Source organism: Ancylobacter lacus, from assembly GCF_018390635.1.
Taxonomy (GTDB): domain Bacteria; phylum Pseudomonadota; class Alphaproteobacteria; order Rhizobiales; family Xanthobacteraceae; genus Ancylobacter; species Ancylobacter lacus.
In genome coordinates, this window is record NZ_JAHBGE010000057.1 from 170681 (window position 1) to 197060 (window position 26380).

Genomic DNA, 26380 nt, shown 5'->3' on the forward strand with positions numbered 1-26380 from the left:
GCCGACCGCCGCTTGCGCGGACGCCCGCCGGCAACGCTCAGGTCGGCGATGTCACGAGCCCGGATTGTTCAGCACCGTGACCGCGCGGCGGTTCTGCGACCAGCACGAAATATCGTTACACACCGCGACCGGACGCTCCTTGCCATACGAAATGGTGCGCATGCGGTGGGCCTGGATGCCGCGGCTCACGAGATAGTCGCGCACGCTCTGGGCGCGGCGTGCGCCGAGCGCAATGTTGTACTCGCGGGTGCCGCGCTCGTCGGCGTGACCTTCGATGGTGAAGGTGTAGCGGTTGTACTGCTGCAGCCACTGGGCCTGCTTGTCGAGCGTGGCGCGGGCCTCGGGCGAGAGGTCGGTCTGGTCACTGTCGAAGAACACCCGATCACCGACCGAGACGACGAATTCCTGCGGGCTGCCGGCGGGAGCCGAGCCAAGAGCACCACCGACGCCGCCGCGGCCGTCCATCGGGTTCTTGGCGCAGGCCGCAGCGAGCAGCGCGAGGCCGATGATGAGTGCGGTGCGCGAACCGCGGACGATGCGCAGCATACGGGTCATTCCGGTGACTCCTGATGTCCTTCGGCCGGATGACCCCGGCCTCGTGTTTTCTTGGTTAACTCATGAAGCGTCATGGTTGATGAAACCTTGCCGCAACCGCTCGACTCTCGTCAGAAAGCGGAAACCCCTCATTATGGTTTCCAACTCATTATCTCGGCCGGATCGGCGCCTTCAGGAGCGCAGCGGCGACCAGGCCGGATCGGAGGCGTAGCTCGGCGTGGGAACCCGCTGTTCGTTGTAGCCGGTCACGTCGACCGTATAGAGCTGGGGCCCACCCGACCCGCCCAGATCGCGGAAGAACATGATGACCCGGCCATTGGGCGCGAAGGTGGGACCCTCATTGTGGTAGCCCTCGGTCAGGATGCGCTCGCCCGACCCGTCGGTGCGCATGATGCCGATGGCAAAGCGCCCGTTCGCCTGCTTCGTGAAGGCGATGGTATCGCCGCGCGGCGACCATACCGGCGTCGAATACCGGCCGTCGCCAAACGAGATGCGGCGCGGATTGGAGCCGTCGGCGCCCATCAGGTAAATCTGCGAGGTGCCGCCGCGGTCGCTTTCGAACACGATCTGGGTGCCATCGGGCGAATAGCACGGCGCGGTGTCGATGGCGGCGGTGTCGGTGAGCCGGGTCGTTGCCTTGGAGCGCAGGTCCATCACGAAGATGTTGGAATCGCCGCCCTGCTGCAGGCTGAGGATGACGCGCTGGCCGTCCGGGCCAAAACGGGGCGAGAAGCTCATGCCCGGGAAGTTGCCCACCACCTCGCGCTGGCCGGTCTCGATATTGAGGAGGTAGACGCGCGGTTCGGCGCGCCCATAGGACATGTAGGTGATTTCCTGGCTGGTCGGCGAGAAGCGCGGCGTCAGCACGAGATCATCGCCACGGGTCAGATAGGTCACGTTTGCCCCGTCCTGATCCATGATCGCGAGGCGCTTGACGCGCTTTTCCTTAGGGCCGGATTCATCCACGAACACGATGCGGGTGTCGAAATAGCCCTTCTCACCCGTCAGCCTCTCATAGATGGCGTCGGCAATGATGTGGGCGACCCGCCGCCAGTTTTCCGGCTGGGTGAAATACTGCTGGCCGATGAGCTGCTGCCCGGCGAACACGTCCCACAGCCGGAACTCCGCCTTGACCCTGCCGTCGGGCTGGCGGGTCATGCGGCCGGTGACCAGCGCCTGCGCATTGATGACGCGCCAGTCCTGGAAGCGGGGCGAGGCGTCGGGGTTGGTGATCTTCTCGACGAAGGCGGCAGGGTCGATCGGCGCGAACAGTCCGGAACGGCGCAGATCCGCCGAGATGATCTGGGTGACGCCTTTGCCGGCCTCGACATCCTGCGGGCTGCCGCCCCCTACGAAATCGGTGATGGCGATCGGCAGCGCCTGCACCGTGCCCTGCGTCACGTCGAGCCGGAGCACCGCGCCGGCCGGACCCACCCCCGCGAGCCCCGCGCCGGCGAGCGCGCCGGCCCCGGTCAGCAGCGTGCGGCGGGAAAACACCGGCCCGCGCTTCGGAAGCAGCAGGCCGGAACCCTCGGGACGGAACGACGCGGACGGACGGATCAACTCTGTCATTTTCAATCTCGGGCAGTCGGCAATGGCGGCATGAACGCTCACCCGCGCACGATGTCGCGGGGATCGAAGGTGATCTCGATATCCTTCCACGCCTCGTACTTCGAGGGCGAAAGCATGTCGAAGGGCTGGCCGCGGAAGATGGCGCGGATCGCACTGTCGCGAGCGGTCATAAAAAACTGGCTCTGGCCGGAGGTGATCACCTGAGGCGGCCCCGCCAGCGTCCCGTCGATGTTCAGCCGGATCCGCACCGTGACGATGAGCTCCTGGGGGTTGGCCGCGCCGGCCGGCGGGTTCCACAGACCCATCAGCCGCGCCCGCAGGGCGTCGATCTCGGTCTGCGACAGCCGGGCGGCGGAACCCGTGGAGGCGCCAAGGGCCGCGGTGTTGTTGATGGTGTCGCCGATCGCGGCCTGACGCGAGGGTGTGCGCTTGTCCAGCAGGGCGGCAATCTGGTTGGTGTCGAACTTGCGCTCTTCCTGGTCACGCGGCGGCGCCTGCACCACCGGCTTGGGCGGTGGCGGCTTCTTCGGCGGCATGGGCGGGGGAGCCGGCGGAATCTGGGCCAGCTTTTCCTCGGGCTTCGGCTCCGGCGGCTTAGGCTCCGGCGGCTTCGACTTCAGCGCCTCGGCATCAGGGGGCGGCGGCGCGGGGGCGGGCTTGGCTTCGGCCTGTGCCGGCGCGGGCGGCTTGGGCTCCGGCGGCTTCACCTGGGGCGGCGGAGGCGGGGGCGGCGGCGGAGGCTCGTTCGCCGCCTTCACCTCCGGCTTCTCGGAAACCGGGGCCTCGAGATTCTCCGCGGGCTTCGGCGTCGGCGCGACCTTCTCGACCACCGGCTTCGGCGCCTCGGCCTTCGGCGCGTCCTTCTTGCCGGCCATCATCTGCGACAGCTCGTCATCCGACACGATGTCGATCGGCATCGACTCCGCCGGCGCCACGTCGAAAGGATGCGGCGAGGCGAAGGAGAAGATCATGAAGGCCAGAATGCCGCCATGGAGAACAGCCGAGGAGATGAGGCCCGCGCGCATGGCCGCTCAGTTCCCCTGCTCGACGTCCGAGACCAGTGCCACGCGCTTGAAGCCGGCGCCGGACAGCCGTCCCATCACCTTCATCACGGTGCCGTAGTCGACCGTCTTGTCGCCGCGGACGAAGACCCGCTCGTCATAGCCAGCCTTGGCGATGGCCTGCAGCTTCGGCACCACCTCGTCAACCTGGATCTCGGTGTCCTGCAGGAAGATCTGACCCTTGGCGTTGATCGAGATGACCAGCGGCTCCTTGTCCTGCTCAACCGCCTTGGCCTCGGTCTGGGGCAGCTCCAGCGGCACGCCGACCGTGAGCATCGGGGCCGCCACCATGAAGATGATGAGCAGAACCAGCATCACGTCGACCATCGGGGTGACGTTGATCTCCGACATGACGGCACCGCCGCCGCGCCGACGCGAGCGCCGCGACTGCCAGCCCCCTGCCCCGGCTCCGCCCATGCCCATCGATCAGCCCCGCTCGTCGATCTGCCGCGACAGGATGGCGGAAAACTCGTCCGCGAACCCCTCCAGCCGCAGCGCCTGGCGATTCACCTGCGACACGAACTTGTTGTAGAAAATCGTCGCGGGAATGGCGGCGATGAGGCCGATTGCGGTCGCGAACAGCGCCTCGGCGATGCCGGGGGCCACCACGGCGAGGCTGGTGTTCTTGGAGGCGGCGATCGACTGGAAGCTGGTCATGATGCCCCACACCGTGCCGAACAGGCCGATGAAGGGACCGGCGGAGCCAACCGTCGCCAGAACGAGCAGCCGGTTCTCCAGCCGCTCGACCTCCCGGGCGATGGTCACGTCCATCACCTTGTCGAGCCGCTGGGTGAGGCCGGCGAAGGACCGGGCGCCGCCCTCATAGGAACGCTTCCATTCGCGCATGGCGGCCACGAAGATGGCGGCCATGGCGTGGTTGGGGCGGGAAGAAAGCGAGCGGTAGAGCTCCTCGAGGCTCTGCCCGGACCAGAAGACCTGCTCGAAGCGGTCCATCTGCCGCTTCATGCGGGTGAAGAGGATCGTCTTGTCAATGATGATCGCCCACACCCAGACCGACGCCACCACGAGGCCCGCCATGACGAACTTCACGATGAAATGGGCCTGAAGGAACAGACCGATAAGAGACAGGTCGGCACTCGGGGCGGCCATCGCCGTCTGTGCCACGTCGGCAGGATTCATCTGATCAAAACCTCGCACCAGGGCTGGCGCATCGCCCGGCTCACACCGGTCCGCAGCTCTTCATCACGTCCGTCAAGCCGGGGTGGCGACGAAACCGTTCCGCGAGGCCGCCACCACGGCCCGTTCCGCAGGACCCACCGAACGTAAACCCGTGTTCTGCGTGGATTCTGACGAAACTTGGGCGCATGTCGGCCCGCCTCGCCCCCATCTAAGACGGACTAGGGTTAATAGCGCGTTACCGTTGCGGCATTGCAACAGCCGTGTTGCACGGCCGATGCGGTGTCCACCACTGCTTCAGCCGGCGGGGGCCTCGGCCTGAGCGGCCTTCATTGCCGCGCGCAACGCGTCGGGGATGCGGCGGGCGCGGCCCTGGGCGACGAATGCGACCTTCACCTTCGCCTCGACCAGAAGATCGGGGCCGCGCATCACCTTCTGGTGCAGGGTGATGGAGGCACCGGCGACCTCGGACGGGCTGGTGTGAACCTCCAGAACATCGTCGAACCGCGCCGGCCGGACATAGTCGATGCTCATCGAGCGCACCACGAAGGCGAAGCCGGGCGCCTCTTCCTGCGCCTGACCGAACAGCTCGCCCTGGCTCACGCCGATCAGCCGCAGATGGTCGGAGCGGGCGCGCTCCATGAATTTCAGATAGTTGGCGTGATAGACGATGCCGGTGAAGTCGGTGTCTTCGTAATAGACCCGCACCGGCAGCACATGGCCGCCCGGCACCAGGCGGCCGGCGAGATGCAGGAAGGGGTCGGCGGCGGAGAAGACGGGGCGCTCGGTCATAACCGCCCTATAGACGAGGCCGCGCCCCTTGTGAACAAAGGGCGCGGCCATCACGTTGCGTCAATCGGCGAGCGGCGTCGGCAGGGCTCAGCCCTGGGGGCCTTCCGGCCCGGAGGGGCCGGGCTGGCCGGCGGGGCGGCAGCGGCGGTCGGCCATGAACTGGTCGAACTCCGCCTTGTCCTTGGCCTGGCGCAGCCGCTCTAGGAAGGAGCGGAAATCGCGCTGCTCCTCCTCGAGTCGGCGCAGCGTCTCCTGCCGGTACTCGTCGAAGGCGGCATTGCCGCTGGAGCTGAAGCCGCGGCTCCAGCGATCACCGAAGGCACTGCGGAAGGCATCGCGCCCCCGGTCCTGCCACTGCGCGAAGTCGCGCGGACTGCGGCATCCCATACGTCCACTCCCTATCGAAAAGGCCAGAACCGCGAGCCCCAGGGGCCACCAGGCCATGAAGCCCAGCACCGTGAGCGCGATCCAGGCCGGCTTGCCGTAATTGTCGAGCTTGTGAGCAAACTCCATGGCGTCTTTCCCGGTGAGATCATCGAGTGAATGTTAATCACATTTACATAGGTAGGAAAACCTCGGCGCTTTGTCAATGGAGCACCCCTCCACTTTACGCTTGGGGAGCGCCGAGACCGCGGAGATAGACCAGAAAGGCGGCTTCCAGCAGGTCTTCCGGCGACATCGGCACCTTGCGGCGGGCGGCGTCGGCGCGGCCGAACAGCGAGGCGACGCCATGCGCCAGCGCCCAGGTGTGGAGTGCCACCATCAGCGCGGGCGGGCGCACCGGGCCCGGCATGTCCGCCACCACCGCCTCCGCAGCCTCGCGCAGCACACCGAAGGCCCGCTGGCTCGCCTGCTGGAGGGCGGCATTGCCCTCCACCGCGATGCCGGATTCGAACATGGCGACGTAGTCGGCGGCGTGGGTCCGGGCGAAGTCGAGATAGGCCCGGCCCATACGCTCGAACGCTTCCGCGGGGCGAGGCCGCCCCCTGTCCCAGCCTTTCAGCAGCGCCTCGGCGAAACGTTCGAAACCGGCCGCCGCGACGGCGGCAAGCAGCTCCTCGCGATCGCGGAAATGGCGATAGGGTGCGGCGGGACTGACGCCGGCGCGGCGCGCCGCCTCGGCGAAGGTCGCGCCGGAGGGGCCGCGCTCCGCAATCAGTTCAAGCGCGGCCTTCATCAGGGCTTCCCGGAGGTTGCCGTGGTGATAGCCGCGGGATTCGCCGCCTTTGGACCCGCTCATGTGAAAAGGGCTTACATCACAGCTGCCGCCGCGTCGATGCCGGAAGCGCGGCGGCTATTCATCGCCGGCATCGAACAGCGGCATCTGCGCCGTGGTCGTGGGGACCGCGAGGCCCAGATGGCGGAACGCGCCGGCCGTCAGCACCCGTCCGCGGGGGGTGCGCTGGACGAATCCCTGCTGCACCAGATAGGGCTCGATGATCTCCTCGATCGCGTCGCGCGGCTCGGAGAGGGCGGCGGCAATGGTTTCAACGCCCACCGGCCCGCCGCCGTAATTCATTGCGATCATTGAGAGATATCGCCGGTCCATCTGGTCGAGCCCGGCCTGGTCGACCTCGAGGTGGCGCAGCGCATGGTCGGCCGCGACCTGGTCGATACTGGCCCGCCCCGCCACCAGCGCGAAGTCCCGCACCCGCCGCAGCAGCCGCCCGGCGATGCGGGGGGTGCCGCGGGCGCGGCGGGCGATCTCGCGCGCGCCGTCCGGGGTGATCGCGATGCCGAGCACCCGCGCGCCGCGTGTAACCACCAGCGTCAATTCCTCAACCGTGTAGAAATTGAGCCGGATCGGGATGCCGAACCGGTCGCGCAAAGGTGTCGTCAGTAGTCCCGAGCGGGTGGTGGCGCCGACAAGGGTAAATTTCGACAGCGATATCTTCACCGAACGGGCCGCCGGCCCCTCGCCGATGATGAGGTCCAGCTCGTAATCTTCCATGGCTGGGTAGAGAATTTCCTCCACCGCCGGATTCAGCCGGTGAATCTCGTCGATGAACAGGACATCGCGTTCCTCAAGATTGGTCAGCAGCGCCGCGAGGTCGCCCGCCTTGGCGATGACGGGGCCGGAGGTGGAGCGGAAACCGACCCCCAATTCCCGCGCAACTATTTGAGCCAGCGTCGTTTTTCCCAATCCCGGGGGGCCGACGAACAGCACGTGGTCGAGCGCCTCGCCCCGGCTTTTCGCCGCCTTGATGAAGACGTCGAGATTGGCGCGGGCCTGTTCCTGACCCACGAATTCGCCCAGCATCTGCGGGCGCAGCGAGGTTTCGGCGTCGTCTTCCCGCCGTTCCGGGGTGATGAGGCGCCCTTTGCTCATGCCCGCCCCCCGCGCGAAAGCGGTGGCTGGTCGGTGCGGTGAGGTGGACGATGTGTCCATTCATCCGCCCCTGGAGGCCGATGGGAGCGATGCGGCGGCTCCGGCGCCCGCGCCACCCGGCTCACCGGGCGAGTTCCTTCAGCCCGGCGCGGATCAGGCGGGCGGTGTCGGCCCCCTCCCCCAGCTCGCGCAGCGCGGTGGCGACGGCGGCGCTGGCCTGGAGCTGGGCGTAGCCGAGATTGACCAGCGCCGAGACCGCGTCCGCCACCGGGGCGGGCGCGGCGCCGGTGTCGAGCGCGCCGGCGAGGCCGGTCACCGCCGGGTCGAGCGTGGCGAAGCCGGGCGCCTTGTCCTTCAGCTCGGCGACGATGCGGGCGGCGACCCGTGGGCCGACGCCATTGGCGCGCGACACCATCGCCTTGTCGCCCACCGCGATGGCGTTGGCGAGCTCGGCGGGGGAAAGCACCGAGAGCACGGAGAGCGCCACCTTGGAGCCGACCCCCTGCACCTGCTGCAGCAGGGTGAACCACGCCTTCTCCGCCTCGGAGGCGAAGCCGTAGAGCCGGATCATGTCCTCGCGCACGAAGGTCTCGATGAACAGGGTCGCCGCCTCGCCCGCCGCCGGCAGCGCCTGCAGGGTGCGGCCGGAGCAGTGGACGAGATAGCCGACGCCGTGCACGTCGAGGATCACGTGCTCCTCGCCATAGCTGTCGACGACGCCCTTCAGCTTCCCGATCATCGCTCGCCACCGCTCCTGTGAGGCTGCCGATCCCCCGCCCCGGCCCTCATGCCGGGGTGGCGCCGAGCACGGCGGCGCGCAGCGCCGCGGCGCCCCTATGCTGCGCATGGGTGATGGCGACCGCAAGCGCGTCCGCCGCGTCGTCGCTCTCGACATCGGAACGCGGCAGCAGCACCTTGATCATCATGCGGATCTGGCCCTTTTCGGCGCGGCCGGCGCCGACCACGGTCTTCTTCACCAGCAGCGCGGCATATTCCGCCACCGGCAGCCCCGCCAGCGCCGGGGTGAGCATCACCACCCCGCGGGCCTGGCCGAGCTTCAGGGTGGAAGCGGGGTTCATGTTGACGAAGGTTTCCTCCACCGCCGCCTCGTCCGGGGCGTGGGCGCGGATGACGGCGGCGAGGCCGTCATGCAGCGCCGCCAGCCGGGCGGCGAGCGGGGCGTCCTCGGGCGGCAGCACCGCGCCGCAGGCGACATAGGACAGCCGGGTGCCCGACGCCTCGATGATCCCCCAGCCGGTGCGGCGGAGGCCGGGGTCGAGACCGAGAATGCGAATCGGGGGGGTCGCCATGCCCAAGGGCGTAGCTGAACAAAGGACGAACGGAAAGGCCGCGGGCGGCGCCGTCGCCGCCGCCGCGCCGGCATGGTGAAGGAAGGGTGAACGCGGACGCGGCGGGATGGGCGCGTCACGGCGGCGGCCTTCCCTTGCGGCCGCATCGGCGCGGGGTACAATCATGCCGGGTGGGGAGCGTGCATGACGATCGGGTCGATCCTTCTTCTGGCGGCGGCCATCGGCAGCGGCGTGATCGCCGTGGAATCACGCGAGCCCCGCTTCTTCGACCACGTTCCCAGGGCACGGCCGTGGAGCGGCGGCTGGACCGCCCCGGCCCTGAGCGAAAAGCAGAAGCGCGCGGCTTTCGTGCCCTATGCCCGGGCGGCGAGCGACTGTCTCGCCGGGGCGGTGGCGCGCAACCCGCGGTTTGCCGAGGCAGCGCGCGAGGGCACGGTGACGGCGCTGGCGGCCGAGGCCGTTCCCTTCTGCGTCGAGCCGCTGCTCGCCATGGAGGAGGCCCATGACCGCTATTACGGCCCCGGCACCGGCCACGCCTTCCTGACGGGGCCCTATGTCGAGGGGCTCGGGGCGGCGCTGGAATCCCGCCTCGGCCGGCGCATCGCGGCGCTGCGCGCGGCGGGTGGGCCGCCGGGAGGCCCGGCCGCCATTCTCGATGCCACCGCCGTCGACCGCTACCTCGTGCTGGCGAGCCGGGAGGACCTCGACGCCGCGATCCTGGTGGCGCAGGACTTGCTGCCGACCTTTCCCCGCCTCTTCGTGTCCCGCGCCGCGAACGGGCGGTTCGCCATCGTCCTCGGCCCCATTCCCACCCGCTTCGCCGGCGAGATGCGCGACGCGTGGAAGCGCGAGGGCAAGATTCCGCCGGATTCCTTCATCGCCGACGGCACCCGGCTGTCCGGCCCGATCTGGGACGCGACCTCTCCCCGCCGGCCGGCGATCGCGAGCGTTCCGCCGGCCGCGGCCCCGGCGGCCGCGCCCGTGCCCGCCACACCCGCTACCCCCACACCCGCCACGCCGACGCCCGCCGCGCCTCCTGCGCCGGCCGCCGCCGAGCACGGCACCTATACCGGCAGCGGCTTCTTCATCGCCGAGGATGGCTCCCTGCTGACCAATGCCCATGTCGCGGGCGACTGCCGCTCGCTCTCGGTCCGGGGCTACGGGCCGGCGCTGCTGATCCGCAAGGACGCCGCAAACGACCTCGCCCTCATCCGGCTGAACGCCGGCACGCCGAAGGCGGTGGCGCGGCTGCGCGGCGAGCCGGTGCGGCCCGGTGCCAGCGCGCTCGTGCTCGGCTATCCCCTCTCCGATCTGCTCGGCAGCGCCATCAACGTCACCGCCGGCATGGTCAGCAGCCTGTCGGGCCTCGATGGCGACACCCGCTACTTCCAGTTCACCGCGCCGCTGCAGCCGGGCAATTCCGGCGGGCCGGTGCTCGATTCGACCGGCCGGGTCATGGGGATCGCCACCGCCAAGCTCAACGACATGGTGACGCTCAAGCTCGCCGGCACCATTCCGCAGAACGTGAACTTCGCGCTCGGCAATGGCGCGGTGCTGGCCTTCCTCCACGCCGCCGAGATTCCGGCCCGGATCGAGCCGCCCGGCCCGGAGCTGAAGACGGAGGACCTCGCCGAGGCCGGCAGCCGCTTCACCGCACAGGTGGTCTGCGAGCGCTGAGCCGGCGGCGCCCGCCGCCGCCCGTTTCACAGGGCAGCACCGTCTCCCGGCCGCCGGAGGGGCCGAAGGCCACCGGTGCCACCGCTGCGGGCGGGCGACGCGGCGGATGGGGGCATCGGCGCGCGAAGGGCGCGGGAAAGCCGACGGCAGCCTTTCCAGCCCGGCGGCCTTCGCCCAACATGCCGGGAGGACCGACCCGGCCGCACCCGGCCGCCATTCCCCCGGCTGGAGGGCCGCATGCGCATCGCCGTCATCGCCGACGTCCATGGCAACAGCCTCGCGCTCGCCGCGGTGCTCGCCGAGCTGCGGGGGGCGGGGGCCGATCTCCTCGTCAATCTCGGCGACCTCGTCTCCGGCCCGTTCGATCCCCGCGCCAGCGCCGGGGCGCAGATGGCCCTCGACGCCGCCACCCTCGCCGGCAACCATGAACGCCAGGTCCTGAACGGCGGCAGCGGCGCGCTCGACGTGCTGGCGCGCGAGCGGCTCGACCCCGCGCATCTCGACTGGATGGCGGGCCTGCCGCCCACCCTGTCGCTGGCCGACGGCGAGGTCTTCGCCTGCCACGGCAGCCCGGCGGGCGGGGATGACGACTACCTGCTGGAAGATATCGACGCCGGCCGCACGGTGCTGGCGGCGGAAGCCGCCATATTGCCGCGGCTGGCCGGGGTGGGGGCGGCCCGGCTCGTGCTGTGCGGCCACACCCACACGCCGCGCGTGGTGGCGGTCGGCGGGGTGCTGGTGGTCAATCCCGGCAGCGTCGGCATGCCGGCCTACCGCGCCGGGCCGCCGGTGCCCCATGTGGTGGAGGCCGGCGCGCCCCATGCCCGCTACGCCGTGGTGGAGCGGCGCGCCGGCGGCTGGGCGGCCGAGCTGCGCGCCGTGCCCTACGACGCCGAAGCCGCCGCCCGGCAGGCCGAGGCGCTCGGCTTTGCCGGCCTCGCCCATGCCGCCCGGACCGGGCGCCTGCCGCCGGCCTGAACGCGGCGCCCTCGATCGGGGCGGCAGACCCCGCCCCCGCGTCCCCTGCCCCCGCGTCCCCTGCCCCCGCGTCCCCTGCCCCCGCGTCCCCTGCCCCGCGCCTCAGCCCCGGCCGAGCGCGCCGCTGGCGAGCGTGACGCCCACCCCGGTCGCGATCACCCCGATGATGGCGGCGAGATCGGGATGCTCCCCCAGCACGGGAATCGCGATCAGCGTCGCCAGCGCCGGCACCAGCCCGGTGAAGGCGGCGGCGCGGGAGGAGCCCAGCCGGTTCAGCGCGGTGCCGAAGCCCATCAGCGCCACCACGCCCGAGAGCAGGCCCTGCATGACGAGCTGGAACAGCACCTCCGGGCCATAGCCCTGCTGCACCGCCTCCACCACGCCGGGCAGGCCATAGGGCGTCAGCACCAGGGTCGACCACAGCCCGACCAGCCCGACCAGCTCCGTCACCTTCAGCCCGGTGCGGGGAAAGGCGAGCGTATAGCCCGCCCACATGCTGGCCCCGAGCAGCAGCAGCAGGTGGCCCCGCCACGCGCCGTCGGAGAAATGCAGCAACCCGCGCCCGCTCAGCGTCAGCACGCCGAGCGCGATGCAGGCGAAGCCGGCGATCCGCAGCCGGCCGAGCCGCTCGCGGAACCAGAATACCGAGATCAGCGCCACGATGAGCGGCATGGTGCCCGGCAGCAGCGGGCCGACATCGGCCGCCGGCACGAAACGCATCGCGTTGCCCACCACCAGGAAGAACAGCCCGCCCGCGCCGAAGAAGCAGGCCAGGAAGGGCACGAGGTTGCGCTTGGGCCACAACCCCACCTTCAGCCAGAACGGCGCCAGCACCACGGCGGAGACCACGAAGCGCAGCCAGCCCAGCGTCGCCGGCGGCAGGTGGCCGTGCACGGCGTGGCGGGTGGAGACGATCCAGCCGCCCCAGATGGTGACGGCCAGCAGCGCCCCGGCATAGCCGATGAGCCGGTTGCGCAGGGCGCCGGGGGTGGCCGGGGCGGCGGAGCCGGCGGCCGGGGCGGTGGGCGAGGAGGAGGACATCGGGGCTTTCCGGCCGCGGGGCGGCGTTGGACGGGCGGTGCGCCACCCGGCGGAACGGGCGGCGGGCGCGGGCGTAACATGGCGAGGGCGAGGGGCGGCGACAAACGCGTTTTGGCGATGGATTCCTCGCCTGGCGCTGATGGAACCGTCGCCGGCCCCACCGCCCGGCACGGCTCCGCGAGGCTGCGCCGGCAAGGATGCGCCGGGCTGTGCCGATGCCCCCCGCCTGCCCCGCTCACCGCCGCTCTGCCGGCACCGTCCGGCCTTTAAATCGCTCCCCGACTCTGCGATAGGCAACGCATCATCCGGTCCGCGCGCGGGCCGGCGTGCCTGCGGGCCGGCGGCGCCGGGCCCGGCGCGGCACGCTTCCGCAGCCCTCTTCGCGCCAGACTGGCCCCCGGCTCCCGCCATGTCGTTCGACTTCGCACTGATCTGGGCCTGCGTCGCCACACTGGTCGCCGGCATCACCCGCGGCTTTTCCGGCTTCGGCGGCGCGCTCATCTTCGTGCCGCTGGTGAGCGCGGCGTTCGGGCCGCAGGTCGCGGCGCCGGTGCTGCTGCTGGTCGACACGGTGATGACGCTGCCGATCGTCGGGCGGGCGCTGCGCGGCTGCGTCTGGCGCGAGGTCGCCCCGCTCGCGGCCGGCGCGGTGCTCACCGTGCCGGCGGGCGTCGCGCTGCTGCGCCACATCGACCCGGTGGCGCTGCGCTGGCTGCTGGCGGCGGTGGCGGTGGCGCTGCTCGCCTTGCTGATGTCGGGCTGGCGCTATGGCGGGCGGCCGCGGCTGTGGGTGACGCTGGCGGTGGGCGCGGTGGCCGGCGTGTTCGGCGGCGCGGCGCAGATGTCCGGCCCGCCGGTGGTGGCCTACTGGCTCGGCGGCCAGCAGAACCCGCTGCAGGTGCGCACCAACCTGTTCGGCTTCTTCGCCGTGGCGACGGTGGCGAGCGGCACCGCCTATCTCGCCAGCGGCATGTTTACGGCCGAGGTGCTGCGGCTGGCGGTGGTGCTGGGGCCGCTCTATGCGGCGGGGGTGTGGCTCGGCTCGCATGCCTTTTCCCGCGCGGCGGACCATCACTACCGGATCGCGGCCTATGTCATCATCGCGCTGGCGGCGCTGGCCAGCCTGCCGCTGCTCGACCCGCTGCTGCGGCCGTGAGGGCCGGGGCCCGGGGCTATGCCGGATCGTCGAGCGGCAGGTCGGGCGGGCGGCGGCGCACCGCGTCGCGGCAGCGGCGGGCGAGCCGGCCGACCCGGCGCAGCGCCTCGACCACATAGACCCGCACATTGCGCAGCGCGGCGTTGGAGAGCGGCGCCCGCGCCCAGGGCGAGCGGGCGCGGTGGGCCCGCCAGATCGCGGTGGCGGGGTGGCGGCAATCGGCGTGGTTGGGCTTGGAGCGGCCGACGAAATGGATGATGTTCGCCGCCGCGAACCCCTCCACATTGCCGCTGCGGCGCGAGACATAGGAGGTCTCGTAGTAGTTCCAGGTGCGCGGCAGCTCCTGCCAGCGCCCGGCGAGGGCGAGATTCAGCGCGTCCTGGTCCATGAGGCGCAGCCGGTCGCCCTGGTTCAGCGCGATGTCGAGGCTGTGGCGGGAGAGACCGGCGGCGCGCCAGGCGGCGGGGTCGATCAGCAGCACGCCGGAATTGAGATAGGGCGTGTCCTCCGGCAGGCCGAGCCGGCGGTTCCACTCGCCATGGGCGGAGGTGCGGGCATCGCGGACGGCGGCCACCGCATGGCCGCCCATCTCCACCTCCACCAGCGGCGCCAGCGGCGCGTTGATGAGGGTGTCGCAGTCGACATAGAGCATCCGCTCGCCCACCTGCGGCAGCAGATGGGGAATGAGGAGGCGCACATAGGCGGAGGGGCTGACATGGGTGCGCGCCACCAGCCGGCCGAGCACGTCGCGGATGGACTGGTCGACGTCGTGGATGTGCAGGTCCGCCGGGCGGGGATGGCAGGCCGAGAGGCGGGCGCGGTCCCGGTCGGTGAGGCCGGTGCCGAAGACGTGCACGGCCGAGACGGCCTCCCCGCCATGCGCCGCCAGCGACAGCAGCATGACGCCGGTGAGCTCGACATAGGTACGGTCGGTGACCGTGACGACCGTGAGGCGGCGCACGGCGCCCTCCCAGTTGCGGGGCGCGGGCGCGCCCCGAAGGACGCTCAGGCGCTCATCTTCGCCATGAGGCCTTCGGAGATCTCGAAATTGGCGTAGACGTTCTGGACGTCGTCATTGTCTTCCAGCGTGTCGACCAGCCGGATCAGCTTCTCCGCCACCTCGTCGTCGACCGCCACGGTGTTCTGCGGGCGCCAGACCAGGCCGGACTTGCGCGGCTCGCCGAAGCGGGCTTCCAGCGCGCGGGCCACCTCGTGCAGGTTCTCCACCGAGCAGACCACCTCATGGCCGTTCTCGTCGGAGGAGACGTCGTCCGCCCCCGCCTCGATCGCCGCTTCCAGCATGTCGTCGGCCGACGCCTTGGCGGCGTCGAAGGCGATGACGCCGATGCGGTCGAACATGAAGGACACCGCGCCGGTCTCGGCCAGCGCGCCGCCGGACTTGGTGAAGTAGGAGCGCACTTCCGAGGCGGTGCGGTTGCGGTTGTCGGTCAGCGCCTCGACGATGACGGCGACGCCGCCGGGGCCATAGCCCTCGTAGCGGATCTCGTCATAGTTCTCCGCGTCGCCGCCCAGCGCCTTCTTGATGGCGCGGTCGATGTTGTCCTTCGGCATGTTCTCGGCGCGGGCGGCGAGAACGGCGGCACGCAGGCGCGGGTTCATGTTCGGGTCGGGCATGCCCATCTTGGCGGCCACGGTGATTTCGCGCGCCAGCTTGGAGAACAGCTTGGAGCGCACCGCATCCTGCTTGCCCTTGCGGTGCATGATGTTCTTGAACTGCGAATGACCGGCCATCGCCGCCTCCACGTCGCGCGCTCCGGCCGATGCGCGGCCGGGCACGTCTTCCTGTCGAAACCGAATGCGGCTGGCTTATAGGCGCAAGCCCGCCCGCACGTAAAGCGGCGCGCCGCCGCGACGCGGAGCCACCGGAAAGGCGGCCGCCATGAAGGGCGGCGCCCTGCGGCTCACCAGAAGCCGGGCAGCGCCGGGGAAAGGTCGCCGCCGATCCGCACCGGGGCCACGGCGACGGCGCGGCCGGTGGCGTCGGTCTCCACCGCGAGGCCGGCCAGCGTGCCGGGCCCGGCGGCGGGCTCGAAGCGGGAGGCGCCGATCTTGCGGGTGAAGCGGCGCAGCGGCTCCTCCTTGTCCATGCCGATCACCCCGTCATAGGCGCCGCACATGCCGGTGTCGGTCTGGAAGGCGGTGCCGCCGGGCAGGATGCGGTGGTCGGCGGTGGGGACATGGGTGTGGGTGCCGACGACGAGGCTGGCGCGGCCGTCGCACCAGTGGCCGAAGGCCTGCTTCTCGCTGGTCGCCTCGGCGTGGAAATCGATGAGGATGGCGTCGGCGGCGAGGCCGAGCGGGCAGGCCTCCAGCTCGCGGTCGATCGCGGCGAAGGGGTCGTCCAGCGGGTCCATGAAGGAGCGGCCCATCATGTTGACCACCAGCACCTGGGCGCCGTTCTGCGCCTCCACCAGCGCCGCGCCCCGGCCCGGCGTGCCCTTGGGAAAATTGGCCGGGCGGACGAGGCGGGGGGCCCGCTCGATGAAGACCAGCGCCTCGCGCTGGTCAAAGGCGTGGTTGCCGAGCGTCACCGCGTCGGCGCCGGCCTCCAGCAGTTCCTCGTAGATCGCCTCGGTGATGCCGAAGCCGCCGGCGGCATTCTCGCCGTTCACCACCACGAAATCGAGCGCGAAGTCGCGCCGCAGCCGCGGCAGGTGCTCGGCGACGACATGGCGGCCCGGCCGGCCGACCACGTCGCCCAGGAACAGAATGCGCATGAAGGGCTACTCCTCCGTCGGCAGGATGACGCCGGCGTCGGTGGCGATGGCGTCGAGCCGCTCGTCATGGGCGCCGGCGGGCAGCTCGTCCAGCCGCTGCACCGCGAAGGCGAAGCCGAGCGCCTCCACCCGCTTCACCCGGCGCAGCCGGGCCAGCGTGCGGTCGTAGAAGCCGCCGCCATAGCCGAGCCGGTTGCCCCGTGTGTCGAAGGCGGCGAGCGGCACCACCACGATGTCGGGGTCGACCTCGGCCATGCCGGCCGGGGGGGCGGGAATGGCGAAGCGCCCCGGCCCCGGGCTCGGCTCCAGCGGCACCGCCGCGTCCCAGCGGCGGAACACCAGCGGCGCGGCGGGGCCGACCACCACCGGCAGCGCCAGCCGGGCCCCGGCGGCGCGCAGGCGCCGGACCAGCGGGCCGGTGGGAATCTCATGGCCGATGGGCACGAACAGCGCCACGGTCTCGCCCGCCACGGTGCCGAGCCACTCCGCCGCGTGTTCGGCCGCCGCCTCGGCCCCGGCCTCGCGCTCCGCCGGGGTCAGCGCGGCGCGGCGTGCCAGAGCCTCGCGCCGCAGCCGCGTCTTGGTGGCGGCGATGGCGTCGGGGTCGCGGGCGGAGGAGGGAGGCATTTGCGGCATGGCAGGCGCCGTACTGGTGGCCGGACGCCACACGGGCAACAGGAACCGGCAGGCAACGGGAACCGGTGGACACCGGAACGGAGATGCACCGGGTGGCGCCGGAAACCGGACGCCGAAGGCGAGTGCGGAGCCGCGATGGCCGTTGGAAATCGATCCCGGGAACCTACAACGTAGGTGGGCGCCATATGTCCGGACCCACGGGTCCGGTCAGGGACAGCTCCCTTTGAGATCGATAAGGCCCCGGGGAATATGTTCTCCTGACGAACCGCGCAGCCCCGCACGACAAATCTAGGACGTCGCGCGGCCGATTGCCAGAGGGATGCGCGGGCTTCTCCCCGGTTCGTGACGGGGCGCGGCACGCCGCCGTCACCAACCGGGGAGGCCGATCAGCCGACCGTCAGCACGATCTTGCCGACATGGGCGCTCGATTCCATGCGGGCATGGGCGGCGGCGGCCTCGACGAGGGGGAAGCTGCGGTCCATCACCGGCTTCACCGTGCCGGCCTCGATCAGCGGCCACACCTTCTCCACCAGCGCGGCGGCGATGCGCGCCTTCTCCGCGCCGGGGCGCGAGCGCAGGGTTGAACCCATATGCGACAGCCGCTTCAGCATCAGCCGCATATAGTCGATCTGCACCTTCGAGCCTTCCATGAAGGCGATCTGCACGATGCGGCCCTGCGGGGCGGCGGCCTCGTAGTTGCGGGCGATGTAGGAGCCCCCGACCATGTCGAGAATGACGTTGACGCCCTTGCCGCCGGTGGCCTGCTTCAGCTCGGCGACGAAGTCCTGGGTCTTGTAGTCGATGGCGAGATCGGCGCCGAGGTCGCGGCACACCGCGCACTTCTCCGCGCTGCCGGCGGTGGCGAACACCTTCGCCCCGAACGCCCTGGCGAGCTGGATCGCCGTGGTGCCGATGCCGGAGGTGCCGCCATGGACGAGGAAGCTCTCGCCCGGCTTCAGCCCGGCGAGGTCGAACACATTGGTCCACACGGTGAAGAAGGTCTCGGGCAGCGCGGCCGCCTCGGCCAGCGAGAGGCCCGCCGGCACCGGCAGGGCGGAGCCCTCCTCGGCGAGGCAATACTCGGCATAGCCGCCGCCCGACACCAGCGCGCAGACCTTGTCGCCGGGCTTCCAGCGGGTGACGCCCTCGCCGACGCCGACCACCTCGCCGGCGATCTCCAGCCCGGGAATGTCCGGGGCGCCGGGCGGCGGGGGATAGAGCCCCTTGCGCTGCATCACGTCCGGCCGGTTCACCCCGGCGGCGGCGACCTTCACGAGGATCTCGCCCGGGCGCGGCGCCGGCACCGGCCGCGTCTCCGGCACCAGCGCCTCGGGGCCGCCCGGGGTCGGGATGGCGATCGCGGTCATGCTCGTCGGCAGGTCGGACACGGGCTCACTCCTGAAGGGCCGGCGCGCGCGGCGCCGGCACGGAAAGGCAAAGCCGGCCAGGGCGCGGCGTGGCGCGCCGGGCGGCGACTGGCGGATTTGGTAGGTCATGCCCGCCGGGCTGGCAACCGGCGGCGGCTGATATAGTTTGCCGTGGAGCCGGCGCGGCCCGCCCGCCGCGCCCCGACGCAACGGAGGAACGCCATGAGCTTCATCGACGACGAGCCGCGCCGGCCGCGCCCGGCGCTGGAGATCGGCGGGGACCTCTCGGCCCTGTCCGAATCGGAGATCGACGAGCGCATCCTCGCGCTGGAGGCGGAGATCGCGCGGCTGCGCGCCACGCTGGCCGCCAAGAAGGCCTCCCGGCAGGCGGCGGATGTTTTCTTCAAGCGCTGACGGCGCGGGGTGAACGACGCCGGCCCGTCCCGTCCGGCCGTGGAAGGGCGGGCGCAAAACAGGCTTAACGGCGCGTTAAGCTTTCCGGCGCATCACTGTTGACGTCCAATTCTGGACGCGAGTGGCTCCTGTCCACTCTGTTTGACGCCTCCCTGTCAAAGCCTTCGAGCCGCCTTCGGGCGGCTCTTTTTTGTGTGCGGCAGCGCCGGTGTGGCCCGCCCGCACTCGACCCGGCGCGGCTGTTGCGGCAAGACTTGAGGCCATGAACGATCATGGCGCCCCCGCCCAGCCCGTCGACTTCCGCGAGCGCATGCTCGCCGCGCAGAGCTTCGAGCATCTCTTCGCCCGGGGCATGGATCTGGTCGAGCAGACCGCCGCCTATCTCGACGGCCCCGGCCGCGAGGACAGCCGCCACCTCTCCCGCAACCCCATGCTGATCTACGCCCGCGAGAGCATGCGCCTCACCACGCGGCTGATGCAGATCGCCTCCTGGCTGCTGCTGCAGCGCACGGTGAACGAACGGGAGATGACGCTGGCCGAGGCCGAGCGGCAGAAGGGCCGCATCGACCTGGAGCGCGTCCATGTGCTGCCGGAGGAGGAAGCCCGCGAGCTGCCCGAGCGGCTGCTGGCGCTGATCGACAGCTCCAACGAGCTGCGCGAGCGCATCGTGCGGCTCGACGCCGCGCTGTATGGCCGCGCGCTGGAGGTGCCGAACCCGGTGAACGACCAGATCGGCCGGCTGCGCGCCGCCTTCGAGGCCGGCTGAGGCCAGGGCCGCGCCGGGGCGGCCATGCTCTGGGAAGCAGAACCTGTCATCTGAGGACCGGGCACCGGGAACGGCGCCGCAAGCGGTCAGCGAGCGCGTTGCGCGGTCCAGCGAGCGCGCCGCGCGTTGCGCGGAAGGCTGCCCGTTCCGCAAGAGACGGGGCACAGCCGCCGCGGCCCGTCGCCGCATCGGCGGGGCGCCGGGGCGGTGGGCGGTCATCGCGGCAGCCGGCGGTGGGGCGTCCGGCGGGCCGGAAAACGACAAAAGCCCCCGCGCTGTGCACGGAGGCTGCTGTCGGTCGCCACGGGGCGGGCCGGCGGGCACGATGCCCGCGCGACGCAGCGTTTCCCGGGCCGCGCGGCGTGGCCCTGACAGGCCGTGCCGAAGCGCGCCGCCGGGCCGCCGCGGGCCGGATCAGGCCTTGAGGAAGCCCGCGAACTTCTTCTGGAACTTCGACACGCGGCCGCCGCGGTCGAGCAGCTGCTGCGAGCCGCCGGTCCAGGCCGGGTGCGAGGTCGAGTCGATGTCGAGAGCAAGGGTGTCACCCTCCTTGCCCCAGGTCGTGCGGGTCGTGTACTCGGTGCCGTCCGTCATCACCACCTTCACGAAGTGGTAGTCGGGATGGATGTTGCTCTTCATGGGTTGCATCCTCGCCGCCGCGGGGCCGGGCCCCGAAGGGAGCCGCGCGGCGATCTTCAAAACGATCCTGCCGGAAATCCGAGCGGGTCTATAACCGAGAGCTTGCCGTGACACAAGCCGATCCCAGCCGGGAGTCAACAACCCCCTTCAGCGGCCCCGCCGCCGGGGAGCCCGCCTTCCAGGCCGACGTCGCCCGGCCACCCCGCCGCACCCTGCGCCCGCTCGCGGCGCTGCGGCCGCATGTGATGCGCTACAAGGGCCGCGCGCTGGCCGCGCTGGCCGCGCTGCTGGTCGCCGCCATCGCCACGCTGGTGGTGCCGGTCGCGGTGCGGCGCATGATCGATTTCGGCTTCGACGCCGGCCATGCCGGTTTCATCGACCGCTATTTCGGCGTGATGCTGCTGGTGGTGGCGGTGCTGGCCGGGGCCTCGGGGCTGCGCTACTACCTCGTCATGTCGCTGGGCGAGCGGATCGTCGCCGACCTGCGCGCCGCGGTGTTCGAGCGGCTGCTGCTGCTCGACGGCCGCTTCTACGACACCGCCCGTTCCGGCGAGCTGATCTCGCGGCTGACCGCCGACACCACCCAGATCCGCAGCGCGGTCGGCTCCTCCGCCTCCATCGCGCTGCGCAACATCGTGCTGTTCCTCGGCGCGGCGGTGATGATGGTGGTCACCAGCCCCTGGCTGTCGACGGCGCTGCTGGTGCTGATTCCCGCCATCGTCGCGGTGCTGATCGGCGCCGGGCGCGGGGTGCGCAAGCGCTCGCGCGCCGCGCAGGACACGCTGGCGGAAGCCTCGGCCTACGCCGCCGAGGCGATCGGCGCGGTGCGCACGCTGCAGGCCAACACCGCCGAGCGCGCCGCCGGGCGGCTGTTCGCCGGCGAGGTGGAGCACACCTACGCCGCCGCCGCCGCCGCCATCCGCGCCCGCTCGCTGCTCACCGGCTTCGGCATCTTCATGGTCTTCGCCAGCGTGGTCGGCATCCTGTGGGCGGGCGCCAATGCCGTGCTGGCCGGCACGATGAGCGCGGGCACGCTGAGCCAGTTCGTGCTCTACGCCGTGCTGGCGGCGAGCGGGCTCGGCCAGCTCGGCGAGGTGTGGGGCGAGGTGGCACAGGCCGCCGGCGCCACCGGGCGGATTTCCGAGCTGCTCGCCACCGAGCCGGAGGTGAAGGCGCCGGCCGCCCCGCTCGCCCTGCCCGCGCCCCCGCGTGGCGAGGTGGCGTTCGAGGAGGTGCGCTTCGCCTACCCCACCCGGCCCGGCCACATCGCGGTGGAAGGGCTTTCCTTCGCCGTCCGGCGCGGCGAGCGGGTGGCGATCGTCGGCCCCTCCGGGGCCGGCAAGAGCACGCTGTTCCAGCTCCTGCTGCGGTTCTACGACCCCGCCGCCGGCCGCATCCGGGTCGACGGCGTCGACATCGCCCGCGCCGACCCCGAGGCGGTGCGCGCCCGCATCGCGCTGGTGCCGCAGGATGTCGCGATCTTCGCCACCACCGTGCGGGAGAACATCCGGCTCGGCCGGCCCGACGCCACCGACGCCGAGGTGGAGGCCGCCGGCCGGCTCGCGCTGGCCGACGAGTTCGTCGCCCGGCTGCCGCAGGGCTGGGACACCCGGGTGGGCGAGCGCGGCGTCACGCTCTCCGGCGGCCAGCGCCAGCGCCTCGCCATCGCCCGCGCGGTGCTGCGGCAGGCGCCGATCCTGCTGCTGGACGAGGCGACCTCCGCGCTCGATGCCGAGAGCGAGACGCTGGTGCAGCAGGCGCTCGACCGCTCCATGGAAGGGCGCACCACGCTCGTCATCGCCCACCGGCTGGCCACCGTGCTCTCCGCCGACCGCATTCTGGTGATGGAGAACGGCCGCATCGTCGAGGAAGGCACCCACGCCAGCCTCGTCGCCCGCGCCGGCCTCTACGCCCGGCTGGCGGCGCTGCAGTTCGGCCAGGCGGCGTGAGGCGCACGGGCGCGGGACGGCGTGAGGGGAGCATAGTGTTAGCGTTTGGCGTCTAGAGATGGATCACCCGAGCAGAGCGGGACGCCTCGGTGGTCGAATCCCGTAGCCCTAAATCAACGATTGGTTGACTAACACTCGGGACGGGGCATATCAGTATGAAGTCGGTTGACAGGATGTAAACCGCGTCAGGGTCGCGTACGCTGACGCTCTTGGATTCTGATACCCTTCAAGGACGGAGGCGCCGCCCCTTTCGGGACGGCGCCTGATTTGCAGACTTATGGCTGTCGGGTTTTGCGAGAACCCGGCAGCCGCCTGCAGTGGGAGCAAACCTGCTCCACGTTCCCGAAGCGGACACGACAATAGTGTCGTACCCGTACCGGGGCCTGCCGCGGGCAGACTTTGAAGTCACCCATTCATATCACCCCCCTCTTCCAGCAGTGGCTGGACCGGTTGATGATTGCCGTCTGCGAAACAGCGGGGCGCGGCAACTCCTTCCTAACGAACGAATCTTGACTCTGCTAGCCCCTGAACTGTTGCTCAAATGGTACAGCTCCATTGAAGGGCGTTTAAGAGCCGTTTAAGCGCCATTTAAGAGATCCCGTGATTTTCGATCACGCACTTGTGATATGCTCCGCTGTTGGCTGGCGAAGGCGGCCCAAATGAAATCGGCAAGGCGTGCACAGACCGGAAGCAGGACCTTTGGCGTCTTGTCCCCACCATCATCGAAAACAATCGACGCTTCGGGCGCCTTCTCGCCGACTATAACACGCCGACCCGCACCTGGCGCCTCAAGCCCGCCGCCCTGGCGGCGTTCCAGCAGCTCGGCTTCGGCTGAGCGGGACGGCGCCGGCCGCCGTCGCCCCTCCGCCCACCTCATCACCGCAGCGCCGCGAGGAAGCCGGCATAGGCGGGCTCGTGCCGCCCCTCATGGTTCGCCATGCCCGGCCTGGTGAGCAGGCCGCGGCGCGGGGGAATCTGCGAGGTGATGCGCCGGGCCGGGCGCTCGTGCCAGTTCAGGTTGAAGGCGGCGAAGCGGGGGTAGAACTCCATGTCGCCATAGGGCAGGTGGTCGTGCACCCACCACGCCATCGCCTCCCACTGCCCGGTCGCCTCGTAGTAAGGGATGAAGGCGTTCACCACGATGCAGGCGGTGGCGCCCATGCCGCCCGCCGCGTCCCGCAGGTCCCAGATATGGCCGGCGGCGCTGTGCGGGTTCGAGGCGCAGTTGAAGCCGCGCTCGTTGCCGATCTGGTTCACCCGCGCCGAGCGGTAGGCGGAGCGGATCGAGATGCGGCCGAACCGGGCCTGCAACGGCTCCAGCAGCTCCTCGCAGAGCCGGGTGCCGGCGGCGATGGCGAGGTCGGGATCGTCGGGAATGTTCGGGATGCCGAGGAAATTGGCGATCTCCGAATAGAGGAAATCGCGCAGGAAGAAGGAGCGCGACAGCCGCACCCGGCCCAGCTCCTCAAGCCCGCGCACGCTGCCGGGCCGCCTCATGGTGCCGCCTCCCCCTGCCATTCATAGCGCCAGATCGGCAGGCCGGAGCGGGGATTGGTGCCCTCGCCGGTGCGCACGAACCCCTCGCGCTCGTAGAACCGCACGGCGCGGGGGTTGTCCTGGTTGACGTGCAGCTCCAGCCGGTGCGGCGAGAGCCGCCGCGCCTCGGCGAGCAGCGCCGCCGCCACGCCGGCACCGAACCAGCGCGGCCCGACGACGAGCTGGTCGAGATAGCCAGTGGCGGGCGAAACCACCACGAAGCCGGCTAAGGACAGCCCGTCGCCTTCTTCCGCCGCTTCGCCCACGGCCTGCGAGCCGTCGCGTCCGGCCGTCCCGGCGGCCGCCGGCCTCGCCGCGCGGCGGCCGGGTTCCGCGCCGTCCTGTTCCCCGGCGAAGGCAAGCCGCGTCACCGCGCCGCCGGCCTCCAGCTCGTCGAGCCGGGCGGCCAGCCAGCCGGCGCGGGCGGCGAAATCGATCTGCGGCAGCGTCGCCTGCCACGCCGCCACCCACAGGGCGAGCATGGCCGGACGGTTTCCCGCACCGGCCGGAGCGACGCGCAGGCGCGGGGCCGCGGCCATGGCTCAGCGCTCGGTGAGCTTCAGCTCGATGCGGCGGTTGCGGGCGCGCGCCTCGTCGGTGTCGGCCGGGTCGATCGGCTGGTACTCGCCGAAGCCGGCGGCGACCAGATGCACCGGCTGCACCCCGCGCGACACCAGATACTGCACCACCGCGATGGCGCGCGCGGCCGACAGCTCCCAGTTGGAGGGGAATTGCGGGGTGGAGATCGGGCGGTTGTCGGTGTGGCCGTCCACCCGCAGCACCCAGGGCAGATCGGCGGGAATCTCCGCCTCCAGCCCCTTGATGGCATCGGCCAGCTTGTCCAGCGCCGGCACCGATTCCGGCCGCAGCGCCGCCGCGCCGGGATCGAAGAACACCTCGGACTGGAACACGAAGCGGTCACCGACGATGCGGATGTCGGGCCGGTCGCCGAGGATGGCGCGCAGCCGGCCGAAGAATTCGGAGCGGAAGCGGGTCAGCTCCTGCACCCGCTGGGCGAGGGCGAGGTTGAGCCGGCGGCCCATGTCGGCGAGCTTGGCCTGGCTCTCCTTGTCCTTCTGCTCGGAGGCCTGCAGCGCCTCCTCCAGCGCCGCCATCTGCCGGCGCAGCGCGGCGATCTGCTGGTTCAGCAGGTCGACCTGGGCGAGCGCCTGCGCCACCGCGTCCTGCTGCTGGCCGAGCTGGCGGGTGAGCTCGGCGTTGCGGGCCTGCGCCTCGGCGCTGGTGTCGGCGGGGGCGGCGCCAAGCTCGGTGCGCAGCCGGTCGCGCTCCTGCTCCAGCAGGGCGAGCGAGGAGCGCAGCTTGCCGACCTCGCTCTCGGCGTCGTCATTGTTCGCGCGTTCCAGCGCGAGGAGGTTGGTGAGCTCGCGGATCTGCGCCTGCAGGCGCTGCAGCGCGGTGTCCTTGCCGGACATTTCCTGGGTGAGGAAGAACTGCGCCAGCACGAAGACCGACAGCAAGAAGACAAAGACCAGCAGCAGGGTCGACAGCGCGTCGACGAAGCCGGGCCAGTAGTCGATGCCGCGCTCGCGGCTGCGGGAGCGCCCCAGCGCCATGGTTCAGCCCCTCCCCGCCCGTGCGGTGCGCACCGGTCAGATCCGCTCGCGCTCGGCGAGGCGCTCCAGCAGCTTCTTGATGTCCTGCTGCTGCGCCGCCTGCGCCTCCACCCAGTCGCGCACCATCTGCTGCTCGCTGCGCATGTGCTGCACGAGGCCCTGCAGGCTCTCGGCGAGCTGGGCCATGGCGGCGGTGACGCGGTGCGAGCCGGCCTCGGTCATGGTGCGCTCCAGCCGCTCCATCGCCTGGGTGAGCTGGGCGTAGTTGGGCGGTGGCAGCGCCTGTAGCGGCGCGCCCGGCGCCCCCGGCGGCACCGGCGCGACAGGCCCCGCCAGCGGCGGCTGCACCGGCCCGGGCGGGCGGGCGGCGTCGAGGCCGTAATCGGCCACGGTGGTGGCGAGCCAGTCCTCGAGGTCGGTGTAGAAGCGGTTCTGCGCCTGCCCGGCCTGAAGATCGAGGAAGCCCAGCACCAGCGAGCCGGCAAGGCCGAACAGCGAGGAGGAGAAGGAGATGCCCATGCCGGCCAGCGGCGCGGCGAGGCCGGTCTTCATCGCCTCCAGGATCGAGCCGGAATCCGGCCCCACATCCAGCGAGCCGATCACCCGGCCGATCGAGCCCACCGTTTCCAGCAGGCCCCAGAAGGTGCCGAGCAGGCCGAGGAACACCAGCAGCCCGGTGAGGTAGCGCAGCAGGTCGCGGGCCTCGTCCAGCCGGGTGCCGATGGATTCCAGCACGCCGCGCATGGTGGTCTGCGAGATCGCCATGCGGCCGACCCGGTCGCGCAGCAGCACCGCGAGCGGGGCCAGCAGCACCGGGGAATGCTCCACGGCGAGGCCCGGGTCGGCAAGGCGCACGCTGTTCACCCACTCCACCTCCGGCATCAGCCGGCCGACCTGGCGGAAGGCGAAGATGATGCCGATGGCCAGCACGCCGAAGATGACGCCGTTGAGGCCGGGATTGTTGAGGAAGGCGGCGAGGATCTGCCGGTACATCACCGCCGCCAGCGCCCCGCAGAGCACGACGAAGACCAGCATCCGGATCAGGAATATGCGCGGCGACGAGAGCTTCTGGAAAGGGTCCGCCGTTTCAGACATTCGCCGCCGTCTCCTGATCGTCGCGCGGTTCCCGCCCGGCACCGCGGCGCGACTATGC

General features: G+C 71.1%; 29 protein-coding genes and 1 other RNA gene. 7 read left to right on the forward strand and 23 right to left on the reverse strand.

Annotated elements, in window-relative coordinates:
- Window positions 1-51 precede the first annotated feature (51 nt).
- The 11 genes from pal to ruvC form a co-directional block, all read right to left on the reverse strand.
- Window positions 52-555: a peptidoglycan-associated lipoprotein Pal gene (pal, locus tag KHC27_RS14625; protein WP_213340110.1), complete on the reverse strand. Its 504-nt coding sequence runs from the start codon at window positions 553-555 to the stop codon at window positions 52-54.
- Between the two features lie 171 nt (window positions 556-726).
- Window positions 727-2127 (reverse strand): Tol-Pal system beta propeller repeat protein TolB, encoded by a 1401-nt coding sequence (gene tolB, locus KHC27_RS14630; RefSeq protein ID WP_246519945.1) that lies wholly within the window; start codon window positions 2125-2127, stop codon window positions 727-729.
- Between the two features lie 38 nt (window positions 2128-2165).
- Window positions 2166-3152 carry an energy transducer TonB gene (locus KHC27_RS14635; RefSeq protein ID WP_213340111.1) on the reverse strand — a complete coding sequence of 329 codons (987 nt, stop codon included), beginning with the start codon at window positions 3150-3152 and terminating at the stop codon, window positions 2166-2168.
- 6 nt (window positions 3153-3158) lie between these two features.
- On the reverse strand, window positions 3159-3611 hold the full coding sequence (gene tolR / locus KHC27_RS14640; RefSeq protein ID WP_213340112.1) for a protein TolR: 453 nt from the start codon (window positions 3609-3611) through the stop codon (window positions 3159-3161).
- A gap of 3 nt (window positions 3612-3614) precedes the next feature.
- Window positions 3615-4328: a protein TolQ gene (gene tolQ, locus KHC27_RS14645; protein ID WP_213340113.1), complete on the reverse strand. Its 714-nt coding sequence runs from the start codon at window positions 4326-4328 to the stop codon at window positions 3615-3617.
- 294 nt (window positions 4329-4622) lie between these two features.
- Entirely contained in the window at window positions 4623-5117 is a 495-nt protein-coding gene (gene ybgC / locus KHC27_RS14650) for a tol-pal system-associated acyl-CoA thioesterase (protein ID WP_213340114.1), read from the reverse strand.
- Window positions 5118-5204: 87 nt separating this feature from the next.
- On the reverse strand, window positions 5205-5630 hold the full coding sequence (locus tag KHC27_RS14655; protein ID WP_213340115.1) for a DUF2852 domain-containing protein: 426 nt from the start codon (window positions 5628-5630) through the stop codon (window positions 5205-5207).
- A gap of 94 nt (window positions 5631-5724) precedes the next feature.
- On the reverse strand, window positions 5725-6357 hold the full coding sequence (locus KHC27_RS14660; protein ID WP_213340116.1) for a TetR/AcrR family transcriptional regulator: 633 nt from the start codon (window positions 6355-6357) through the stop codon (window positions 5725-5727).
- A gap of 54 nt (window positions 6358-6411) precedes the next feature.
- Window positions 6412-7446 carry a Holliday junction branch migration DNA helicase RuvB gene (gene ruvB / locus KHC27_RS14665; protein ID WP_213340117.1) on the reverse strand — a complete coding sequence of 345 codons (1035 nt, stop codon included), beginning with the start codon at window positions 7444-7446 and terminating at the stop codon, window positions 6412-6414.
- Between the two features lie 121 nt (window positions 7447-7567).
- Entirely contained in the window at window positions 7568-8185 is a 618-nt protein-coding gene (gene ruvA, locus KHC27_RS14670; protein WP_213340118.1) for a Holliday junction branch migration protein RuvA, read from the reverse strand.
- Window positions 8186-8231: 46 nt separating this feature from the next.
- A complete protein-coding gene (ruvC, locus tag KHC27_RS14675) occupies window positions 8232-8756 on the reverse strand; it encodes a crossover junction endodeoxyribonuclease RuvC (RefSeq protein ID WP_213340119.1) in 525 nt (174 codons plus the stop codon).
- 183 nt (window positions 8757-8939) lie between these two features.
- On the opposite strand from ruvC, the gene KHC27_RS14680 reads away from it, so the two are divergent.
- Complete coding sequence (locus tag KHC27_RS14680) at window positions 8940-10433, forward strand: S1C family serine protease (RefSeq protein ID WP_213340120.1); 1494 nt, start codon at window positions 8940-8942, stop codon at window positions 10431-10433.
- A 237-nt stretch (window positions 10434-10670) separates the two neighbouring features.
- Window positions 10671-11411 carry a metallophosphoesterase family protein gene (locus tag KHC27_RS14685; protein ID WP_213340121.1) on the forward strand — a complete coding sequence of 247 codons (741 nt, stop codon included), beginning with the start codon at window positions 10671-10673 and terminating at the stop codon, window positions 11409-11411.
- Between the two features lie 102 nt (window positions 11412-11513).
- Here KHC27_RS14685 and KHC27_RS14690 read toward each other — a convergent pair whose 3' ends face one another.
- Window positions 11514-12452 carry a DMT family transporter gene (locus KHC27_RS14690; RefSeq protein WP_213340122.1) on the reverse strand — a complete coding sequence of 313 codons (939 nt, stop codon included), beginning with the start codon at window positions 12450-12452 and terminating at the stop codon, window positions 11514-11516.
- A 409-nt stretch (window positions 12453-12861) separates the two neighbouring features.
- Here KHC27_RS14690 and KHC27_RS14695 point away from each other — a divergent pair, with 409 nt between their 5' ends.
- The gene (locus KHC27_RS14695) at window positions 12862-13608 is read left to right on the forward strand and encodes a sulfite exporter TauE/SafE family protein (protein ID WP_213340123.1); all 747 of its coding nucleotides are present in this window, start codon (window positions 12862-12864) and stop codon (window positions 13606-13608) included.
- A 16-nt stretch (window positions 13609-13624) separates the two neighbouring features.
- Here the strand turns inward: KHC27_RS14695 and KHC27_RS14700 are convergent, their stop codons facing one another.
- The 6 genes from KHC27_RS14700 to KHC27_RS14725 form a co-directional block, all read right to left on the reverse strand.
- Window positions 13625-14569, reverse strand: coding sequence for a glycosyltransferase family 8 protein (locus tag KHC27_RS14700; protein WP_213340124.1), 945 nt, complete (start codon window positions 14567-14569; stop codon window positions 13625-13627).
- Window positions 14570-14613: 44 nt separating this feature from the next.
- On the reverse strand, window positions 14614-15360 hold the full coding sequence (locus tag KHC27_RS14705; RefSeq protein WP_213340125.1) for a YebC/PmpR family DNA-binding transcriptional regulator: 747 nt from the start codon (window positions 15358-15360) through the stop codon (window positions 14614-14616).
- A gap of 170 nt (window positions 15361-15530) precedes the next feature.
- Window positions 15531-16346 (reverse strand): TIGR00282 family metallophosphoesterase, encoded by an 816-nt coding sequence (locus KHC27_RS14710; RefSeq protein WP_213340126.1) that lies wholly within the window; start codon window positions 16344-16346, stop codon window positions 15531-15533.
- A 6-nt stretch (window positions 16347-16352) separates the two neighbouring features.
- A complete protein-coding gene (locus KHC27_RS14715; RefSeq protein ID WP_343210915.1) occupies window positions 16353-16982 on the reverse strand; it encodes a 5-formyltetrahydrofolate cyclo-ligase in 630 nt (209 codons plus the stop codon).
- Window positions 16983-17105: 123 nt separating this feature from the next.
- Window positions 17106-17261, reverse strand: a non-coding RNA gene (gene ssrS / locus KHC27_RS14720) — 6S RNA.
- A gap of 107 nt (window positions 17262-17368) precedes the next feature.
- Window positions 17369-18349 carry an NAD(P)H-quinone oxidoreductase gene (locus tag KHC27_RS14725; protein ID WP_246519959.1) on the reverse strand — a complete coding sequence of 327 codons (981 nt, stop codon included), beginning with the start codon at window positions 18347-18349 and terminating at the stop codon, window positions 17369-17371.
- A 222-nt stretch (window positions 18350-18571) separates the two neighbouring features.
- Between KHC27_RS14725 and KHC27_RS14730 the strand changes: the two genes are divergently transcribed.
- Together KHC27_RS14730 and rcdA are read left to right on the forward strand one after the other, a co-directional pair.
- Complete coding sequence (locus KHC27_RS14730; protein ID WP_213340128.1) at window positions 18572-18763, forward strand: DUF1192 domain-containing protein; 192 nt, start codon at window positions 18572-18574, stop codon at window positions 18761-18763.
- 262 nt (window positions 18764-19025) lie between these two features.
- Entirely contained in the window at window positions 19026-19529 is a 504-nt protein-coding gene (gene rcdA, locus KHC27_RS14735; RefSeq protein WP_213340129.1) for a protease adaptor protein RcdA, read from the forward strand.
- A gap of 414 nt (window positions 19530-19943) precedes the next feature.
- Here the strand turns inward: rcdA and rpmE are convergent, their stop codons facing one another.
- Window positions 19944-20168: a 50S ribosomal protein L31 gene (rpmE, locus tag KHC27_RS14740; RefSeq protein ID WP_213340130.1), complete on the reverse strand. Its 225-nt coding sequence runs from the start codon at window positions 20166-20168 to the stop codon at window positions 19944-19946.
- 107 nt (window positions 20169-20275) lie between these two features.
- Between rpmE and KHC27_RS14745 the strand changes: the two genes are divergently transcribed.
- Window positions 20276-22117, forward strand: coding sequence for an ABC transporter transmembrane domain-containing protein (locus KHC27_RS14745; RefSeq protein WP_213340131.1), 1842 nt, complete (start codon window positions 20276-20278; stop codon window positions 22115-22117).
- 637 nt (window positions 22118-22754) lie between these two features.
- Window positions 22755-22952: a hypothetical protein gene (locus KHC27_RS14750; RefSeq protein ID WP_213340132.1), complete on the forward strand. Its 198-nt coding sequence runs from the start codon at window positions 22755-22757 to the stop codon at window positions 22950-22952.
- A gap of 41 nt (window positions 22953-22993) precedes the next feature.
- Here KHC27_RS14750 and KHC27_RS14755 read toward each other — a convergent pair whose 3' ends face one another.
- Genes KHC27_RS14755 through KHC27_RS14770 form a run of 4 tightly spaced genes read right to left on the reverse strand, consistent with a single transcriptional unit; the run spans window position 22994 to window position 26322 of the window.
- On the reverse strand, window positions 22994-23614 hold the full coding sequence (locus tag KHC27_RS14755; RefSeq protein WP_213340133.1) for a hypothetical protein: 621 nt from the start codon (window positions 23612-23614) through the stop codon (window positions 22994-22996).
- Complete coding sequence (locus KHC27_RS14760; RefSeq protein WP_213340134.1) at window positions 23611-24135, reverse strand: GNAT family N-acetyltransferase; 525 nt, start codon at window positions 24133-24135, stop codon at window positions 23611-23613. Before KHC27_RS14760 ends, KHC27_RS14755 begins: the two co-directional genes overlap by 4 nt.
- A 60-nt stretch (window positions 24136-24195) precedes the next feature.
- A complete protein-coding gene (locus tag KHC27_RS14765; protein ID WP_213340135.1) occupies window positions 24196-25227 on the reverse strand; it encodes a peptidoglycan -binding protein in 1032 nt (343 codons plus the stop codon).
- A gap of 36 nt (window positions 25228-25263) precedes the next feature.
- Complete coding sequence (locus KHC27_RS14770) at window positions 25264-26322, reverse strand: flagellar motor protein MotA (RefSeq protein ID WP_213340136.1); 1059 nt, start codon at window positions 26320-26322, stop codon at window positions 25264-25266.
- Between the last annotated feature and the right edge of the window lie 58 nt (window positions 26323-26380).

Bases quoted from the DNA above. Each gene is read 5' to 3' on its own strand.
- KHC27_RS14760 (WP_213340134.1), bottom strand. From the start codon at position 24,135: ATGCTCGCCCTGTGGGTGGCGGCGTGGCAGGCGACGCTGCCGCAGATC.
- KHC27_RS14725 (WP_246519959.1), bottom strand. From the start codon at position 18,349: ATGACCGCGATCGCCATCCCGACCCCGGGCGGCCCCGAGGCGCTGGTG.
- KHC27_RS14770 (WP_213340136.1), bottom strand. From the start codon at position 26,322: ATGTCTGAAACGGCGGACCCTTTCCAGAAGCTCTCGTCGCCGCGCATA.
- ruvA (WP_213340118.1), bottom strand. From the start codon at position 8,185: ATGATCGGGAAGCTGAAGGGCGTCGTCGACAGCTATGGCGAGGAGCAC.
- KHC27_RS14755 (WP_213340133.1), bottom strand. From the start codon at position 23,614: ATGAGGCGGCCCGGCAGCGTGCGCGGGCTTGAGGAGCTGGGCCGGGTG.
- KHC27_RS14680 (WP_213340120.1), top strand. From the start codon at position 8,940: ATGACGATCGGGTCGATCCTTCTTCTGGCGGCGGCCATCGGCAGCGGC.
- ybgC (WP_213340114.1), bottom strand. From the start codon at position 5,117: ATGACCGAGCGCCCCGTCTTCTCCGCCGCCGACCCCTTCCTGCATCTC.
- KHC27_RS14635 (WP_213340111.1), bottom strand. From the start codon at position 3,152: ATGCGCGCGGGCCTCATCTCCTCGGCTGTTCTCCATGGCGGCATTCTG.
- KHC27_RS14715 (WP_343210915.1), bottom strand. From the start codon at position 16,982: ATGCCGCAAATGCCTCCCTCCTCCGCCCGCGACCCCGACGCCATCGCC.
- tolR (WP_213340112.1), bottom strand. From the start codon at position 3,611: ATGGGCATGGGCGGAGCCGGGGCAGGGGGCTGGCAGTCGCGGCGCTCG.
- KHC27_RS14655 (WP_213340115.1), bottom strand. From the start codon at position 5,630: ATGGAGTTTGCTCACAAGCTCGACAATTACGGCAAGCCGGCCTGGATC.
- KHC27_RS14765 (WP_213340135.1), bottom strand. From the start codon at position 25,227: ATGGCGCTGGGGCGCTCCCGCAGCCGCGAGCGCGGCATCGACTACTGG.
- ruvB (WP_213340117.1), bottom strand. From the start codon at position 7,446: ATGAGCAAAGGGCGCCTCATCACCCCGGAACGGCGGGAAGACGACGCC.
- tolB (WP_246519945.1), bottom strand. From the start codon at position 2,127: ATGACAGAGTTGATCCGTCCGTCCGCGTCGTTCCGTCCCGAGGGTTCC.
- pal (WP_213340110.1), bottom strand. From the start codon at position 555: ATGACCCGTATGCTGCGCATCGTCCGCGGTTCGCGCACCGCACTCATC.
- KHC27_RS14690 (WP_213340122.1), bottom strand. From the start codon at position 12,452: ATGTCCTCCTCCTCGCCCACCGCCCCGGCCGCCGGCTCCGCCGCCCCG.
- KHC27_RS14695 (WP_213340123.1), top strand. From the start codon at position 12,862: ATGTCGTTCGACTTCGCACTGATCTGGGCCTGCGTCGCCACACTGGTC.
- tolQ (WP_213340113.1), bottom strand. From the start codon at position 4,328: ATGAATCCTGCCGACGTGGCACAGACGGCGATGGCCGCCCCGAGTGCC.
- KHC27_RS14705 (WP_213340125.1), bottom strand. From the start codon at position 15,360: ATGGCCGGTCATTCGCAGTTCAAGAACATCATGCACCGCAAGGGCAAG.
- rcdA (WP_213340129.1), top strand. From the start codon at position 19,026: ATGAACGATCATGGCGCCCCCGCCCAGCCCGTCGACTTCCGCGAGCGC.
- KHC27_RS14685 (WP_213340121.1), top strand. From the start codon at position 10,671: ATGCGCATCGCCGTCATCGCCGACGTCCATGGCAACAGCCTCGCGCTC.
- KHC27_RS14730 (WP_213340128.1), top strand. From the start codon at position 18,572: ATGAGCTTCATCGACGACGAGCCGCGCCGGCCGCGCCCGGCGCTGGAG.
- ruvC (WP_213340119.1), bottom strand. From the start codon at position 8,756: ATGGCGACCCCCCCGATTCGCATTCTCGGTCTCGACCCCGGCCTCCGC.
- KHC27_RS14710 (WP_213340126.1), bottom strand. From the start codon at position 16,346: ATGCGCATTCTGTTCCTGGGCGACGTGGTCGGCCGGCCGGGCCGCCAT.
- KHC27_RS14660 (WP_213340116.1), bottom strand. From the start codon at position 6,357: ATGAGCGGGTCCAAAGGCGGCGAATCCCGCGGCTATCACCACGGCAAC.
- rpmE (WP_213340130.1), bottom strand. From the start codon at position 20,168: ATGAAGAGCAACATCCATCCCGACTACCACTTCGTGAAGGTGGTGATG.